At 63.4% G+C, this 13,875-nt stretch carries 16 protein-coding genes; 7 read left to right on the top strand and 9 right to left on the bottom strand.

Translation table 11 applies throughout. The features are described from left to right. Positions 1–201: 201 nt before the first annotated feature. The 4 genes from ubiG to Q7V46_RS19660 form a co-directional block, all read right to left on the bottom strand. Entirely contained in the window at positions 202–960 is a 759-nt protein-coding gene (gene ubiG, locus Q7V46_RS19675) for a bifunctional 2-polyprenyl-6-hydroxyphenol methylase/3-demethylubiquinol 3-O-methyltransferase UbiG (RefSeq protein ID WP_304915261.1), read from the bottom strand. 11 nt (positions 961–971) lie between these two features. Next, the gene (locus Q7V46_RS19670) at positions 972–1,580 is read right to left on the bottom strand and encodes a demethoxyubiquinone hydroxylase family protein (protein ID WP_304915260.1); all 609 of its coding nucleotides are present in this window, start codon (positions 1,578–1,580) and stop codon (positions 972–974) included. Continuing rightward, the gene (locus Q7V46_RS19665) at positions 1,580–1,900 is read right to left on the bottom strand and encodes a high-potential iron-sulfur protein (protein ID WP_304915259.1); all 321 of its coding nucleotides are present in this window, start codon (positions 1,898–1,900) and stop codon (positions 1,580–1,582) included. The genes Q7V46_RS19670 and Q7V46_RS19665 overlap by 1 nt, the downstream gene beginning before the upstream one ends. A gap of 112 nt (positions 1,901–2,012) precedes the next feature. Further along, complete coding sequence (locus tag Q7V46_RS19660; protein ID WP_304915258.1) at positions 2,013–2,378, bottom strand: thiol-disulfide oxidoreductase DCC family protein; 366 nt, start codon at positions 2,376–2,378, stop codon at positions 2,013–2,015. A 113-nt stretch (positions 2,379–2,491) separates the two neighbouring features. Here Q7V46_RS19660 and Q7V46_RS19655 point away from each other — a divergent pair, with 113 nt between their 5' ends. Continuing rightward, the gene (locus tag Q7V46_RS19655) at positions 2,492–3,565 is read left to right on the top strand and encodes a MerR family transcriptional regulator (RefSeq protein ID WP_304915257.1); all 1,074 of its coding nucleotides are present in this window, start codon (positions 2,492–2,494) and stop codon (positions 3,563–3,565) included. 33 nt (positions 3,566–3,598) lie between these two features. Next, positions 3,599–3,991 (top strand): DUF4149 domain-containing protein, encoded by a 393-nt coding sequence (locus tag Q7V46_RS19650; RefSeq protein ID WP_304915256.1) that lies wholly within the window; start codon positions 3,599–3,601, stop codon positions 3,989–3,991. A gap of 18 nt (positions 3,992–4,009) precedes the next feature. On the opposite strand, the gene Q7V46_RS19645 is transcribed toward Q7V46_RS19650, so the two are convergent. After that, on the bottom strand, positions 4,010–4,396 hold the full coding sequence (locus Q7V46_RS19645) for a RidA family protein (RefSeq protein ID WP_304915255.1): 387 nt from the start codon (positions 4,394–4,396) through the stop codon (positions 4,010–4,012). 223 nt (positions 4,397–4,619) lie between these two features. On the opposite strand from Q7V46_RS19645, the gene Q7V46_RS19640 reads away from it, so the two are divergent. The 4 genes from Q7V46_RS19640 to Q7V46_RS19625 all read left to right on the top strand — a co-directional run bounded on the left by Q7V46_RS19640 (position 4,620) and on the right by Q7V46_RS19625 (position 8,014). Next, complete coding sequence (locus tag Q7V46_RS19640; protein ID WP_304915254.1) at positions 4,620–5,486, top strand: pirin family protein; 867 nt, start codon at positions 4,620–4,622, stop codon at positions 5,484–5,486. Between the two features lie 104 nt (positions 5,487–5,590). Beyond that, positions 5,591–6,373 carry a Crp/Fnr family transcriptional regulator gene (locus tag Q7V46_RS19635; protein ID WP_304915253.1) on the top strand — a complete coding sequence of 261 codons (783 nt, stop codon included), beginning with the start codon at positions 5,591–5,593 and terminating at the stop codon, positions 6,371–6,373. A 244-nt stretch (positions 6,374–6,617) separates the two neighbouring features. After that, a complete protein-coding gene (locus tag Q7V46_RS19630; RefSeq protein ID WP_304915252.1) occupies positions 6,618–7,415 on the top strand; it encodes a Crp/Fnr family transcriptional regulator in 798 nt (265 codons plus the stop codon). A gap of 143 nt (positions 7,416–7,558) precedes the next feature. Then, positions 7,559–8,014, top strand: coding sequence for a PRC-barrel domain-containing protein (locus tag Q7V46_RS19625; protein ID WP_304915251.1), 456 nt, complete (start codon positions 7,559–7,561; stop codon positions 8,012–8,014). A gap of 205 nt (positions 8,015–8,219) precedes the next feature. Here Q7V46_RS19625 and Q7V46_RS19620 read toward each other — a convergent pair whose 3' ends face one another. Then, a complete protein-coding gene (locus Q7V46_RS19620; protein WP_304915250.1) occupies positions 8,220–9,023 on the bottom strand; it encodes a hypothetical protein in 804 nt (267 codons plus the stop codon). A 97-nt stretch (positions 9,024–9,120) separates the two neighbouring features. Beyond that, the gene (locus Q7V46_RS19615) at positions 9,121–9,534 is read right to left on the bottom strand and encodes a hypothetical protein (protein ID WP_304915249.1); all 414 of its coding nucleotides are present in this window, start codon (positions 9,532–9,534) and stop codon (positions 9,121–9,123) included. A 221-nt stretch (positions 9,535–9,755) separates the two neighbouring features. Between Q7V46_RS19615 and Q7V46_RS19610 the strand changes: the two genes are divergently transcribed. Then, positions 9,756–9,986, top strand: coding sequence for a hypothetical protein (locus Q7V46_RS19610; RefSeq protein ID WP_304915248.1), 231 nt, complete (start codon positions 9,756–9,758; stop codon positions 9,984–9,986). 46 nt (positions 9,987–10,032) lie between these two features. Here the strand turns inward: Q7V46_RS19610 and Q7V46_RS19605 are convergent, their stop codons facing one another. Both Q7V46_RS19605 and Q7V46_RS19600 read right to left on the bottom strand, forming a co-directional pair. Continuing rightward, positions 10,033–11,781, bottom strand: coding sequence for an autotransporter outer membrane beta-barrel domain-containing protein (locus Q7V46_RS19605; RefSeq protein ID WP_304915247.1), 1,749 nt, complete (start codon positions 11,779–11,781; stop codon positions 10,033–10,035). A gap of 1,313 nt (positions 11,782–13,094) precedes the next feature. Continuing rightward, on the bottom strand, positions 13,095–13,862 hold the full coding sequence (locus tag Q7V46_RS19600) for a formylglycine-generating enzyme family protein (RefSeq protein ID WP_304915246.1): 768 nt from the start codon (positions 13,860–13,862) through the stop codon (positions 13,095–13,097). Positions 13,863–13,875: the final 13 nt, after the last annotated feature.

Raw genomic sequence — 13,875 nt, 5'->3', positions numbered from 1 at the left:
CCCGGGCGGGCATCGCCACTTCCACATGCTTCGCCCGCTTTTTCCCTCCTCCGCAGGCTTTGGCCGGGGAGGGCCAGCAAGACAAGCCCCGGCACCATCGCTTCTGAATGGAGACACTCGCTCGCCATAACGAAGCCAAGGTTGTTCGGTGGTCGGGCGAACCGAGCGACGCAATTGCACCGATGGCGGTGTCCCGCTGTGTCAGGCCCCCCTGGCAGGGCACGAGCCCGAAGCGGGTTCGCTGCTTTCAAACACCGCGATGTAATTCACCTTCGTGTCGCTGCACCACGCGGCTGTGTGCCGGAACGGGTTGTAGCGCATGCCCCTCAGGTCAACCTGCTGCAGGCCGGATCGGCTCACGGCCATCGCCAGCTCGGCCGGCCGCACGAACTGCCGCCATTGGTGCGTGCCGCGCGGCAATACGCGCAGCACGTATTCGGCGCCCACAATCGCGAAGACGAAGCTCTTCCAGGTGCGGTCGATGGTGGATGCGAACAGCAATCCGCCGGGCGCGACGCCACGCGCCACGGTGTCCATGAACGCGGGCACATCACTCACGTGCTCCACCACTTCCAGCGCCAGCACCACATCGAATTGCTCATCGCTGCCCATCACTTCGCCCGGCTCGCCCAGCCGGTAGTCCACCTCCACGCCGTGGGTGGCTGCGTGCAGGCGCGCAGCGGCCACGTTGCCGGGCGATGCGTCCACCCCCACCACGTGAGCACCCATGCGCGCCAGTGGCTCGGCCAGCAGGCCACCGCCGCAGCCCACGTCCAGAATGCGCAGGCCTGCCAGCGGTTGTGGGTCGGCATCGAGCCCGAAGTGCAGCGTGATTTGTTCGACGACGTGGTCCAGTCGCAGGGCGTTCACCACGTGCAGCGGTCGCATGGGCCCTTTGCTGTTCCACCAGGTGGCGCTGAGCTGGTTGAAGCGTTCGATCTCGGATGCAATGGCGGTCATGGCAAAGCCCATCAGATGTGGCGGCAAACGGCCACGGCCCCGCGCGAGCCGGCGTCCACCACCCGGCACCAGGCGCGCAGCAGCAGGCCCGGTGGGGTTGCGCCGCGCGCGGCGGCGGCTTCGTTTCGATGGGCCACTTCGTCGCCCTGACATTCCAGCAAGGTCAGTTGCAAGGGGCGCAGGGCAGGGTGTGCGTCGAGCCACTGAATCTGTTCCTGGTAGTGCTGGTCCACGAACTGCTCGACCGCTTCGATGGTGGCGTAGACCGTACGTGGCCCCACAAGGGCTGGCAGGGCGCCGGTGAGCCAGCCGGCCAGTCGCCACAAAGGCAGAAGGCGGCTGCGGTCGGCCTGCGGTAACCACGATTCGATCTGTTGCAGGTGCGCCCGCTCTGTGGCCATGTGCCGCTCGGCAAAAGCGCGCAGGGCGGGTTCGCGGGCGAAGCGCAGTACCCCCCGGTAGATGCAAACCGCGCCGGTTTCGCCGGCGTGATCGGTGCGCAGATCGGCCACCACCGCGGCCGGCAAGGTGTGCCCTGACGCCGCAGCCGAACCGGTGGGGCTGCCAGGGTGCGCAGGGCCACTGCCTGCCTGGGTGGCAGCCGCCAGGTCGGACACCATCAGCCTTTCTTGACCCAGGCGTTGCACCAGCCCTTGCCGGCCACCTGCTTGCCTGCAAACAGCGGGCAGCCGCCCCATGCGTCGGTTTCTTTGCCCTGGTACAGGGCGCAGTTGTTGCAGAGCTGCCCGGCGGCGTACTTGGGAAATTTCTTGGCGTCGGTCTTGGTGGCGTCTTCAAAATAGCCCAGCGCAACCGCCTGGGGGCTTTTTTCGTCGAGTCTTGCGGCCTGGGCCTGCACCTGGGTGGCGGTGGAGAGGGCGGCGCTACCGGCGGCCAGGGTCATCAGGAAGGTGCGGCGGGTGTTGGGGGTCTGGTTCATGGGGTGGTCGTCTGGTTCTTGCAAGCCGTTGAAGGAATGGGTTCACGGCCGAGGGCTTGCGGTCGCGGCGTGATCGGTGGGGGAAATGGTTGTGGTTCGGTGCGGATCGCGATCAAGCCCTGCGCCAGCCTCGGCGCACCAGCAGGAAAAACCGGTAGCCGCCTTCCAGCAGCCACAGCGTGGGGCGGTTGCTGAGCAAACGGCCCAGCCAGGCCCAGCGCGGGAGCGCCCGCCACATGCTGGTGAAGGCTTCAGCGCCGCTGACCAGGCTGCCGTCGGCGCGGCGCAGGTGCAGGCGTGCCATCGCGGCGTCGCGCGAAAGATCGGTGCCCAGTTCGGCAGCGTCGCAGTGGGCCACGTCCACCCAGCGCACGTTGTCCGCGCCGGGCTGGCGCTGGTACATCGCGATCTCGCGTGAGCACACCGGGCAGCCGCCGTCAAAATACACGGTTGCGTTGCATTGAGTTGTGTTTTGCATGGGCAAATGATAGGATGAAACGATTCATAAGCAACTCATCTACTGAATACCCGTCAAATACTCCAGACAAAGCAACTCAAAAACGACTCAAAAGCGATTCAGCAGCTCCAGCAATGCCCATCTCCACGCAATTCGAACCAGCGTCCCAGCCCAGTTTCCGCAGCAGCGCCGTGGCACGCATGGTGGGCATGCCCGTGTCCACGCTGCGCATCTGGGAACAGCGTCATCAGGCGGTGGACCCCACCACCTCGCCGTCGGGGCACCGGCTGTACTCCACTGCCGACGTGGAGCGCGTGATGCTGTTGCGCCAACTCACCGCGCACGGTCACGCCATTGGCTCGCTGGCGGCGCTGCGCATGGAGCAGTTGCGCAACCTGGCCGTCACGCCGGCCCCTGGTGAAGCGCCCACGGGCACGGCGGTTTCACCCCGCCGAGCGCCCATGCGGATCGTCGTGGTCGGGCAAGCCATGGCACGCAGGCTGCAGCGCGCCGCGGTGTTTCGGCGCTGGGCGACTCCGCCGCAGGTGGTGGGTGTGTTCGATTCGCTGGCCGATGCCGCTCGAGCCGCTGCCGGGCAGAGCACCGCGCCGGTGGACCTGCTGCTTTGGCAGACCGCGAGCTTGCAGGAAGCAACTGCGATGCCTCAGCTGACGGCCGCGCGGGATGCGTGGAGCCCCGGTGCCGTGGCGGTGGTCTACCGGTTTGCGGGTGTCGCTGCGCGCGACGCGCTGGTGGGTGCCGGCGCTGCAATGACACGCGAACCGGCCGACGACGAGGCGCTGGGGGCATGGCTGTGGTCGCTGGAGTCGACCCTTTTCGGTGACTCCGAGGCGCTTGGTCCGTTGAGGGCTGACGTGGGCGCCGCCGAGCCTTCAGGGACTCAGCCCTGGTCACCCGATACGCTGGGCCTGACCGAACATGCCCCGCCGCCGCGCCGGTTCGACGATGCGACGCTGACGGACTTCGCCGGCATGTCGTCAGACATGGCCTGCGAATGCCCCAGCCACGTGGCAGAGCTGCTGATGCAGATCGCCAGCTTCGAGGCCTACAGCGCCGACTGCAGCCATCGCAGTCCGGCCGATGCCGAACTGCACGCCTACCTGCACCGTGTGGCGGGGGCTGCGCGGGTGCTGTTCGAAGCGGCGCTGGAGCGCGTGGCCATCGCAGAGGGCCGGGTGCTGCCCTGATATCCACCAGGATTCAACCCACAGGTCATCGCCATGATTCACGCTCTTGCCATTCTGAGCACCGCTCTGCTGTTTGGCGGCATGACGCTGTATTCGTTCGGCTTTGCCGCGTTCGTGTTCAACGCGCTGCCGGCGCCCACCGCAGGCGCCACACTGCGGCGGGCATTTCCCTGGTTTTACGCGTTCGTGATCGCCACGTCGGCCATGGCCGCTTTGTTCTGGTGGCCGAACGACCCTGGGGCTGCTTTGATCATGCTGGCCGTGACTGTCTCCACCGGGCTGGTGCGGCAGTTGCTGATGCCGGCGATCAATCGCGCCACCGACGCGGGTCAGCGCAAGCGCTTCAAGTGGCTGCACGGCTTGTCGGTCCTGGTGACGCTCTCACACATTGCGGGTGCGGGGTGGTTGCTGGCCACCCTTGCCTGACACCGACGCGTCGCTGACCTACCGGGGCGCCTTCAACGCGGTCACCTCCACCTCGATCTTCATGCGCGGATCCGCCAGCCCGGCGGAAATCATCATGGCTGCCGGGCGAACTTCGTCCAGGTACTTGCGCAGCACCGGCCAGCAGGCTTCGAACTCGCCCGCGTCGGGCAGCACGTAGGTCACGCGCACCACATCGGCCCAGCATGCGCCGGCCTGGGTGAGGGCGGTCCCGATGTTTTGCATGCACTGTTCGGCCTGCTCGACGATGTCGGCCGAGATCGTCATCGTCGAATAGTCGAATCCGGTCGTGCCGGAAACGAACACCCAGGGGTCGGCAACCATGGCGCGGCTGTAGCCAATTTGTGTTTCGAAAGTGGAGCCTGAGCTGATACGTTGGCGGTTCATTTGTGTGAGGCTGGTGAGGGTTGGCGTGTGTTCGAAAGGACCTCGGGTACCACGCACTCTACGACCAACCTTGTGTGGCAAGCCGACTTTGGTTTTTCTGTGCGGCTGCATCGTTCCACTGGTGGAACGCAGCGTGTGAAATTCGCCCACTACCGGATTTTTGGGCATCCCCATATCCTCTATGTTCGGCCTGTCGACTGTCTGGCCCATCAAAGGAGACCCCATGAAAAAAGTGCTCGGCGTTCACAGTGCGCCACCCCGCCACTGGGTGGGGGATGGCTTTCCGGTTCGTTCGCTGTTCAGCTACACCGGCCTGGGCCTCCGGCTCAGTCCGTTCCTCATGCTCGACCACGCGGCACCCACGCACTTTGATCCGGCACCCAGGCCACGCGGAGTGGGGCAGCACCCGCACCGCGGGTTCGAGACCGTGACCATCGTCTACCAGGGTGAGCTGGCACACCGCGATTCCACTGGCGCGGGCGGCAAGATCGGCCCCGGCGACGTGCAGTGGATGACCGCAGCCGGCGGCATCGTGCACGAAGAATTCCATTCGCAAGCCTTCACCGAAACCGGCGGCACCATGGAGATGGTGCAGTTGTGGGTGAACCTGCCCGCGAAAGACAAACTGGCCGCGCCGGGTTACCAGACGCTGCTCGATGCACAGATTCCTTCGGTGGACCTGGCCAGCGGAGCGGGGCGGGTGCGGGTGATCGCTGGTGCGTTCGCCGGGCATCAGGGACCGGCGCGCACGTTCACACCCATTGACGTGTGGGACATCCGCCTGCAGCAGAATGGCCGCGCCGAGCTGAAGTCACCCGAGGGCCACACGCTGGTGCTGGTGGTGCTCAAGGGCACGGTCATGGTGAACGCAGAGCATGTGGTGCGCGAGGGGCAACTGGTGCACCTGGACCGATCGGGCAGCGATGTGCGCATCGAAGCCAATGGCGACGCTACTGTGCTCTGGCTCTCGGGCGAACCCATCGACGAACCGGTGGTGGGCTACGGACCGTTCGTGATGAACAGCGAAGCCGAGATTCACCAGGCGATTGCAGATTTCAACAGCGGGAAATTTGGGCAGGTGCCGGCTTGAGTCAAGCCTCCGTTCGCACCGAACGCTTCAAAGGGCCTGCTTGACAGCCCTGTCGGCCGGGCAGATGGCAAGGTGGCCAGACCTGCCATGGGCCACAATCGCGCATGAGCAAAAAACTCGCTGCCTCTCTGCCATCCGCACGTCAGCCCGCCGCCGCGTTGTCTTGCGCCCAGTGCGATTTGCGGCCGCTGGAGCTGTTTCAGGCGCTTGAGCCTGCCGAGTTGGAGCTTGTTCAGTCGCTCAAGCGGCGCGACATGATGCTGGCAGCGGGCAAAGCCTTGATCCAGGAAGGTCAGGTTGACGCGCCGCTGTACACCCTGCAAAGAGGCTGGGCGTTTCGCTTCAAGACGCTGAGCGACGGTCGCCGGCAGATTCTGAACTTCCTGCTCGCGGGCGACTTCATCGGGGTACAGCAAAAGATGGGCGACGCTGCTCCCCATGGCGTGGAAACGCTGACCGATTCGGTGTTTTGTGTGTTCCAGCGCGATTCGTTGTGGGAAATTCACCGCCGGTCCCCATCCATGGGATTCAATGTCACCTGGCTCACCGCCCACGAAGAGTCGCTGGTGGATGACACGCTGCTGTCGGTGGGACGGCGCAGTGCCGAAGAGCGCATCGCCACGCTGCTGATCCTGCTGTACAAGCGAGCAGCGGCGCTGCAGCAAGACGCGGCCACCAAAGGCGTTCCTTTTCCCCTGACACAGCAACACGTGGCCGACGCACTGGGCCTCTCACTGGTGCACACCAACAAGACGCTGCGCAAGCTGGAGAAGCGCGGCTTGCACCACCTCGAAGACGGCCGATTGTTCATGCGCGATGTAAAGGCGCTGGCCCGTCTGGCCGACCTTTACGGTGACGGTCGACCACCCATCCGCCCTCTGGTGTGAGGCTTTCCTGCCCTTGGGCGGCTGCGCGCCACCCGATTACCCGACCATTCTCGTAAAGCAGTATTGACAAACCGATACATATTTGTTCGGTTTCATGTCTTAGTACATACCTGCAGGCTCAGCCGCGACCTACATTGCGTCATCCCTGCTTTCTGGCCCTCAAGGCCCGCAGGGTAGTCATCTGCCTCAAGGCCCGTTAGATCGGCCGGGGCAGCGACACAACGCAATGCCGATAAAGGCCGCCATGACTACTTCCGTTTCACGGTTCCAGACGAACCAGCTGCTGGCCCATGTGTCCAGCGCCGAATCGCTGTGGCTCGAGCAAGACCTCGAGCAGGTCGAGCTGGCGGTCGGCTCTGTGCTGCACGCCAGCGGATCGACGCTGAGGCATGTGTACTTTCCGGGCACCGCCACGGTGTCACTGGTTTCCTCTCTGGCCGACGGCTCTGCCTCCGAAGTGGCGGTGGTGGGTTGTGAGGGTATGGTGGGTGTCTGCGCGTTCATGGGCGACACCAGTGCATTGAACGATGCCGTGGTGCAGCGCCCTGGCCACGCCTGGCGCATGAGCACCGCCGCCGTGCTGCACCATACCCGCCGCTCGCCCGATTTCATGCAGCAGTTGCTGGGCTATACCCAGGCCCTGTTCACCCAGGTCGCTCAGGCCACCGCCTGCAACCGTCACCATGCGCTGGACGAGCAGGTTTGCCGCTGGATGCTGCAGCATCTGGATCGCCAGGAGGGCAACGAGCTGCAGATCACCCAGGAGCGCATGTCCCGCTTGCTGGGCGTGCGGCGCGAAGGTGTCACCTGTGCCGCGCTCAAGCTGCAGAAGGCCGGCCTGATCGCTTACCGGCGTGGCCGAATCACGGTGCTTGACCGCCCGGCGCTGGAAGCACGAAGCTGCGAGTGCTACGGCGTGGTTCGCAAGGCCTACGACCGCTTGTCCTGTTCACACAGCGCGCGCCACCGATTGCTGTCGATGCCCGATCTGGGCATGTCCACGGTGGTGGTGCATCGACAGCCCATGGCAGCCGTCTATTGAATTTTGCGCGGTCGGCGCCTGCTGTGCCCAACGGCACCGTGCGCCACCCGCATCCCCCCTGCACACGCCAGCTGTTCACAAGACACGCTGTCGCTCGCAGAAACCGTCCCTCCATTCAATCCTCACTATCTGGGAGCCACCTCATGAACTATGAAGAACGCGATTCTTTTGGCATTTACGCCACCAATCCCACCATCGCCGCGGTCGATGACACCGTCCCTGAGCGCAACCGCGGACCTGGCCCCTACCTGATGGGTGCCGACACCTTGTTGGGCAACGACGTCGTGAACACCAGCAACGAAAACCTGGGCGACATCAAGGAAATCATGCTCGACATGCGCACCGGCCATGTGAGCTACGCCGTGCTGTCGTTTGGTGGCTTCCTGGGCATGGGTGAAAAGCTGTTTGCCGTACCGTGGGACGCACTGAAGCTGGACACCGTGAACAAGAACTTCGTGCTCGATGCCAGCAAGGACCGCCTGGAAAACGCACCCGGCTTCGACAAGAACGACTGGCCCGACATGGCCGACACGACCTGGGAAAAGGGTGTGCACGAGTTCTACGGCACGCAGCCGTACGTGGGTCAGCGCGGTAACTGAGTGGGCACCTGTGCGTCACGGCTTTGACGCGCAGCGAACGAAAACCCAGCATCGCAGGGTGCAATCCACCAGGGCCTGTTGACACCATTTTTCCAAGTGCGAATGGGTTGCGGATAGCGCCAATCTAAAGCCAGCTGCACGGCAGTTGGCGGTGGTCTCACAAGGTTGGTCCGCGCAGGCATCTCGCTGCGCGGATTTTTTTCGCTCAAGGCGCTGAACTGATCACCTCGGGCGCTGAACTGAACACCTCCGCCAATGTCATTTTTTCGGGCAGCACATAGATGGCTGCCGACATATGGGAGAACACGGGAAGGACGTGGGTTTCGAAAAATGCGACTGGCACGTTGATGCACCCATAGGAAATGCGGTTGTCTTCAACCGTTTCAGAAGCCAGCCTTTCCAGCCGCCGTTCGCTGGCACGGTGTGGGCGCACGCGGTGCATGGAGACAGCGGCGTCGTAGTCCACCCAGACCACGTCTTCGCCTGAAAGGTTTTCACCTACCAGGCCGTTGAAACGTCCCGCTGGCGTGGTGCGCTCGTGTGGCAGCACATCTGCGATGGCTTTTTCGCCAATACCGGGCACAGTGTGGTCGCCAATCGCCAGGCCCAGCAGCACGGCCGTGTCGGCCACCAGACGGGCAGATGAGTCAAACACGTAAAGGCGCGCTGACTCCTTGTCGACGACGAAAAAAGGCATGCCGGCGTGGTCCTGCGTGGCGGCACTCCAGTTCGCGATCTTTCTGACGGGGTCTGAAACTTCTGTGTCGCCCCACGCAGCACGTGGTAGCGACGGAATGTGAAACGATGAGGTGCCGGGGGCAGCCTCCTGGAGGGAACTTGCATGCGGCAGCGATCCACCGGGCAGGGTCAGCGCCAGGGCACCCAGACCTGCAACGAGGCCGATGCGCATGTCGCGGATCAGGCGTGGAATGGCTTTACCCGACGAGGGAAAAGGCGTCGCTGCACCCGCGCAGCGAGGATCGTTCGCTTGGCTGGAAGGGGATCTCATGATGAGTGCAGCTCGTTTGAACAAAAAAGAAAAAACGGCCCGACCCCGACCCTTCGCTTGCACGATGGGGAAGGGTCAGGCCGTGAGGGCGTGCCGATCAGTTGCGGTCAGCGCGACGGGCCAGGCGTTCGTCTGCCGAACGGTCCTGGTTCATGTTGCCGCTGCCCATGGTGGTGCGGTCCTGACCCAGGGTGCCGGTGCTGCGCTGGTTGGAGGAGTCGGTGCCTTGACCCAGCGTGCTGCGGTCCTGGCTCGGGGTGCCGGTACTTTGACCCAGCGTGCTGCTGCCGGTGCCAGAGGTTGTACCTGTGCCCGTGCCCGTGCCCTGGTTGAGGGTGCCGGTGCCGGTGCCGGTGCCGGTGCCTTGATTCAGGGTATCTGTGCTGCGGTTCTGGCTGTTGACATCGCCCGGGCCTGGGCTGGTGGAAGACGTCTGAGCGTAGACGAGGCTGGCAGAACCAACCACGGCAAGTGCTGTCAATGAAGCGGTGAGAATTTTAGAAACGGTCATGGGATTTTCCTTTCAGCTGCAAGCAGCATGGGTTCGAACACAGTCGGAAACCCCGACTGAGTTGCAGCGTAAGTCCGGGGTCAGTCAGGGTCTGTTCGCAGGCGAACACAGTTCGTCCCGCAGGTGTAAGACTTTGCGTTTACAGGGGGCTCTGGGTGCATTAGCGCACCAGCTCGCTTATGCTGGAGCGTCAAGCTCGCGTTTCATGGAAAAGGACCCTGATGGCTCAAACCGCACACATCGTTGGCAATGTCGAATACCGGGTCGGTGATGGTCCCGTCGCCGAAATTCCTGAAGGCCCCGTCGAAGTGACGATCACGGAAGCCGACGTCACCCTCAGCTGGGTGGACGAAGACGCCCATGGCCTGGCTGCCATTCCCATTGACGATTTCCATCGCTTTGTAAACGAGGGAAAAATCAAACTCGATGGGCCCGAGAAGATCGAGTCCTGAAAGCCGTGCCAGGGCGGGGCGCACCACGGTGCGCCCCGCCCGCTAGTCAGAAGGCCCAGCTCATTCGAACAGAAGCGGTCTGATCACGCAGGCCCTTGCGCAGGCGCAGGTCGTAGCGTGCGACCAGTTCCATGCTGTCGCTGGCCTGGTGGTGAATGCCCACGCCCAGTTCACCCATTGATCTTGATTGCGGCAGGCCTTCGGTGGTGAAGGCCACACCGCCGCCAGTGAAACGGGCGGTCACTGCATTGCGCTGGTTGCGCAGGTCGTGGCCCAGCGCGGCACTGGCCACCCATTGGGTTTGAGGCGTGATCTGCTGCTGCAACAGTGCACCCACTTTCAGAACCGCTTCTTGCGCGGTCTGTGCATTCACCTGCAGGTTCAGCGCACCAGCGCCGGTTTCGGTGTAGCCCTTGGCCTTGAAGCTGCGCCAGTCGAGCGCCACCATCGGCTGGATGGTGGTCTCTGCGCTCACGGCGTAAGCCTTGCTCACGCCCACACCCAGGTGCCATGCGTCGCCGTTGTATCTGGCCTTTGCGGTGCGGCCAATGAAACCCAGATGGCGCTCTGACTCCACCCGGCTGCGCGTGAAGTCGCCCTGCCAGTTGAACTGCCAGCCGGCGCTGCCCAGCGCATACTGACCGTAGCCCACCACCTGCACGCTCTCGATGTCGCTGCCATGGCTGGCGGCAAAGTCCTGCCCTTTCACCTCGCTGCTGAGGTACCCCAGACCAAGGCCCAGCGTGGTGGTTGCGTTCAGCTCAGACTGCACACCGCCGATGAGGCCGTAGGTGGCCAGCTTGTAGCCGCTGGCTCCGTCCACCTCGTCTTGATTGACCCGGTTGCCCAGGGTCTTCACCCACAGGCCTTTGCCACTGGTGCCCACGCCACCCGCGCCACCACCGCCGCCGCCGTTGGGCGACTGCAGGCTGGCCACAGGACCGCCCTGAAGTTGCTGCTGGATGACCGCCCCGGTGCTGCCGCCCAGCGCCATCAGCGTGGCCGGTGCATTGCCGTGCATGGACGGCATGCTCTGGCCCACCGCCAGCGCCACGGAGCGGCTGTTGGGCAGACGGCCCAGGGCGGTGACCACATTGTCGAAGTCGGTGCCGGTGGCGCCACCGCGGATGAAGCTGTTGAGCACGCCGGCGGCAGGCGCTCCGCTGGGCAGACTGTTCTGCATGACTGCGGGCACGATACCGATGGGGGGCGGCGGTGCTGGCGCCGGAACAGGTGCCGGTGCTGGGGAAGGCGCGGGAGCCGGCGCAGGCGAGGGTGCTGGAGCTGGAGCTGGAGCTGGAGCTGGAGCTGCGGCCACGATCTGCAGGTCCACCGCGTTGCCATGGGTCACCGATTCAAAGTCGAACAGGTAGCTGTTGTCGCTGACGTTGGTGCTGGGGGCGTTGTTGGTTAACGTGTGGCCCGAGCTTGCCGTGATCACGCCCGCCAGCGTCTGGCCCACGGCCAGGGTGTTGGTGCTGTTCACGTCCACATCAAACGCTGCTGTGTTGGTCAATGTGACGTGGCCATTCACTGCCACACGCCCAAAGCTGGAGGCGCTGCTCGCGGCTATGCGCAAGGTGCCGCTTTGGGTGTAGTTGCCCTGAATATTGGCCACCAGGCCTTCGGCCACGTCCAGGGTACCGGCGTTGTGGAAAGCATCTGGGGCTGAGCTGCGCGCTCGCAGCGCATAGGAGGTTTCCCTGACCCGCAAAGTGCCGCCGTCTTCGATCAGGAAGGTGCTCGAATCAAATGTATTTTGTGGCGTGAACCTTGCGCCATTGCGAACGTTCACGGACCCGCTTTGGTTGTCTACGGCTCCGGCTATGCGCGATTGATCGCCCAGGATGTTGATGGGTGTGACGGAGCTTATATAAATACTGCCTAAGATTTCACCCGAATTGTTCAATTCACCGAGCGTACCGTGGCTGGAGATAGCAGCGATTGAGCCTTGAATGGTTGCGCCTGATTCATTGGTGATGGTTGTCAGGGTGCCATCATTCATAATTGCCGTAGAGGCCGAAGAGTCACCAATAATGCCGCCAGGTCTGTTGCGGATCAACCCAATATTGCCTTGCACTCCATTGCGAATGACGTCAACTATGGCACTGATGGATCCAGCGTTGTCAAGGGTGGTCAGAGTCCCAAGGTTTTCAACTCCAGCAAAATAGGTGGAGCTATCGCCAATCCGTCCATCAGATCTGTTCTGAATTAATCCAATGGTGCGTAGTTCGCCATTGTAAATGGCGTAGCCAAAAGCATTTATTGATCCAGTGTTGTCAAGGGTCGTCAATGTCCCTTCGTTGATGATTCCGTAGTAGGTGGAAGGGCTTCCAATCTGGCCGGTGATGCTGTTTGTTATATTTGAAATGCTGCCAAGGTTATAGATTACATTTTCATTAGAATGTAGCGTGCCTGCGTTTTGAATTGAAACGCCTGTTATCCCGCTGCTTACTTGAACAGTGTTTTGAAAACCTGTGGCAATGCTCCCGCCAGAATCGATGGAGAGTTCATCGCCATTTCCTGGATAGCAGGTACCCGTTCTGCTGTTGGAAACATTGAGTCCGCCATTCGCTTCTGAACAGGAACCTGTACCCGCGTACGCTGACACCATGTGCCCCCCCATCAGTGCCACGACCGCCGCCACCGCAGCTGAAACGGCGTGCAGTTTGGTGCGCTGGCCCACGGCAACGCCGCTCTTGCCTCGCCGCTTGGCCGTTTCAGGTGCCACTTGACTGGCGCTTTGTGGATGGGCGCACACAATCGAATAGATGTGGTTCATGGAGTACAGATTTCCAGTGGAAGGCGTTTTGGAACCTGTCACGCGTGCACTGCTGCAACCCCATCTACAGAGGACTTGCACTCCCATCGTGAGCGCCGCAACCCAATGACCTGACGCCTCCGAGGCTACACGGTCGACGAAGACCGAAGCCCCGGAACTGGAGGGGCATCCACAGGCAGTTGTCGCTTGCGCAGATCCCGGATGCGCTGTCCCGCGATCATTGTGGAAGCGCAAGGCAGCTTGCCAGCCAGGCAAGTGCCTGTGTCGGCCGGGATACCGACATTCGAACAGGATGAATAAACGGCGGTCCAGGAAGCGAGGCCGCCTCAGTCCGCCTGGGCGACACACCGAAACCCGATGTACACCGCGTAGAAGTCGGCCGCCTTCCAGGCGTTCACCTCAGCCCGCATCTGCTCGGCTCCGTACCACCACGAACCACCCATGGTTCGGCGGTCGCCGCCTTGGGCGTCGCTCACCCATTCCCATACGTTGGCGCCCATGTCGTACAGGCCGTTCACGCCTGCGGCCGTGGCACCAGCGGGGGCGGCACGCGGCCAGGGGTCGGTGCCACTGGTGTTGGCGCCTTGCGTGCTGAGTCCGGTGGGGTAGGGGTAGGTGGTGCCGCGCGCAAAAGGGGCGGGTGGTGCGGCGCGCTGTTCGGTGTAGGCCGCGCTGATCCATTCGGCGGCGGTGGGCAGGCGGCCACCGGCCCAGCGGCAATAGGCTTCGGCCTCTGCGTGGGTGAGGTGCACGGCGGGCAACTGGGCCGAAGCGGGGGCCGCACCGTCGGGCGTGCGCCAGGTCCAGCCGGGGCGGCGCTGCCAGCCGCCAGCGTATTCAAACCCGCCGCCTTCGCGCTCGGCGCGCGTCACTGTGCCGGTGGCATCAGCAAAACGGGCGAACTGCGCGATGGTGACTTCGGTGCGGTCGAACAGCAGCGAGCCCACCCGCACGCGCTGCGGCTCAGACGTGGGCGTCTGGGCATGGGCAGCAGGAATTTCTGCCAGAAGGCCAAGGCCTGCGGTAACGGCAAGGGTTGCGGCACCGGCCAGTGCGGTTCGTGCAGGGAACGGGGTCGGGCAGCGATCAGGCATGCGTGGATGATCG

This window comes from Hydrogenophaga sp., from assembly GCF_030651625.1.
In the GTDB taxonomy this organism is placed as follows: domain Bacteria; phylum Pseudomonadota; class Gammaproteobacteria; order Burkholderiales; family Burkholderiaceae_C; genus Hydrogenophaga.
This window is presented reverse-complemented; position numbering and strand designations above follow the sequence as displayed.

Excerpts from the sequence above, each read along its gene's own strand:
- Q7V46_RS19655 (WP_304915257.1), top strand. The coding sequence starts at position 2,492 with ATGCCCATCTCCACGCAATTCGAACCAGCGTCCCAGCCCAGTTTCCGC.
- Q7V46_RS19615 (WP_304915249.1), bottom strand. The coding sequence starts at position 9,534 with ATGACCGTTTCTAAAATTCTCACCGCTTCATTGACAGCACTTGCCGTG.
- Q7V46_RS19665 (WP_304915259.1), bottom strand. The coding sequence starts at position 1,900 with ATGAACCAGACCCCCAACACCCGCCGCACCTTCCTGATGACCCTGGCC.
- Q7V46_RS19635 (WP_304915253.1), top strand. The coding sequence starts at position 5,591 with ATGAGCAAAAAACTCGCTGCCTCTCTGCCATCCGCACGTCAGCCCGCC.
- Q7V46_RS19625 (WP_304915251.1), top strand. The coding sequence starts at position 7,559 with ATGAACTATGAAGAACGCGATTCTTTTGGCATTTACGCCACCAATCCC.
- Q7V46_RS19650 (WP_304915256.1), top strand. The coding sequence starts at position 3,599 with ATGATTCACGCTCTTGCCATTCTGAGCACCGCTCTGCTGTTTGGCGGC.
- Q7V46_RS19670 (WP_304915260.1), bottom strand. The coding sequence starts at position 1,580 with ATGGTGTCCGACCTGGCGGCTGCCACCCAGGCAGGCAGTGGCCCTGCG.
- Q7V46_RS19660 (WP_304915258.1), bottom strand. The coding sequence starts at position 2,378 with ATGCAAAACACAACTCAATGCAACGCAACCGTGTATTTTGACGGCGGC.
- Q7V46_RS19600 (WP_304915246.1), bottom strand. The coding sequence starts at position 13,862 with ATGCCTGATCGCTGCCCGACCCCGTTCCCTGCACGAACCGCACTGGCC.
- ubiG (WP_304915261.1), bottom strand. The coding sequence starts at position 960 with ATGACCGCCATTGCATCCGAGATCGAACGCTTCAACCAGCTCAGCGCC.
- Q7V46_RS19640 (WP_304915254.1), top strand. The coding sequence starts at position 4,620 with ATGAAAAAAGTGCTCGGCGTTCACAGTGCGCCACCCCGCCACTGGGTG.
- Q7V46_RS19630 (WP_304915252.1), top strand. The coding sequence starts at position 6,618 with ATGACTACTTCCGTTTCACGGTTCCAGACGAACCAGCTGCTGGCCCAT.
- Q7V46_RS19620 (WP_304915250.1), bottom strand. The coding sequence starts at position 9,023 with ATGAGATCCCCTTCCAGCCAAGCGAACGATCCTCGCTGCGCGGGTGCA.
- Q7V46_RS19610 (WP_304915248.1), top strand. The coding sequence starts at position 9,756 with ATGGCTCAAACCGCACACATCGTTGGCAATGTCGAATACCGGGTCGGT.
- Q7V46_RS19645 (WP_304915255.1), bottom strand. The coding sequence starts at position 4,396 with ATGAACCGCCAACGTATCAGCTCAGGCTCCACTTTCGAAACACAAATT.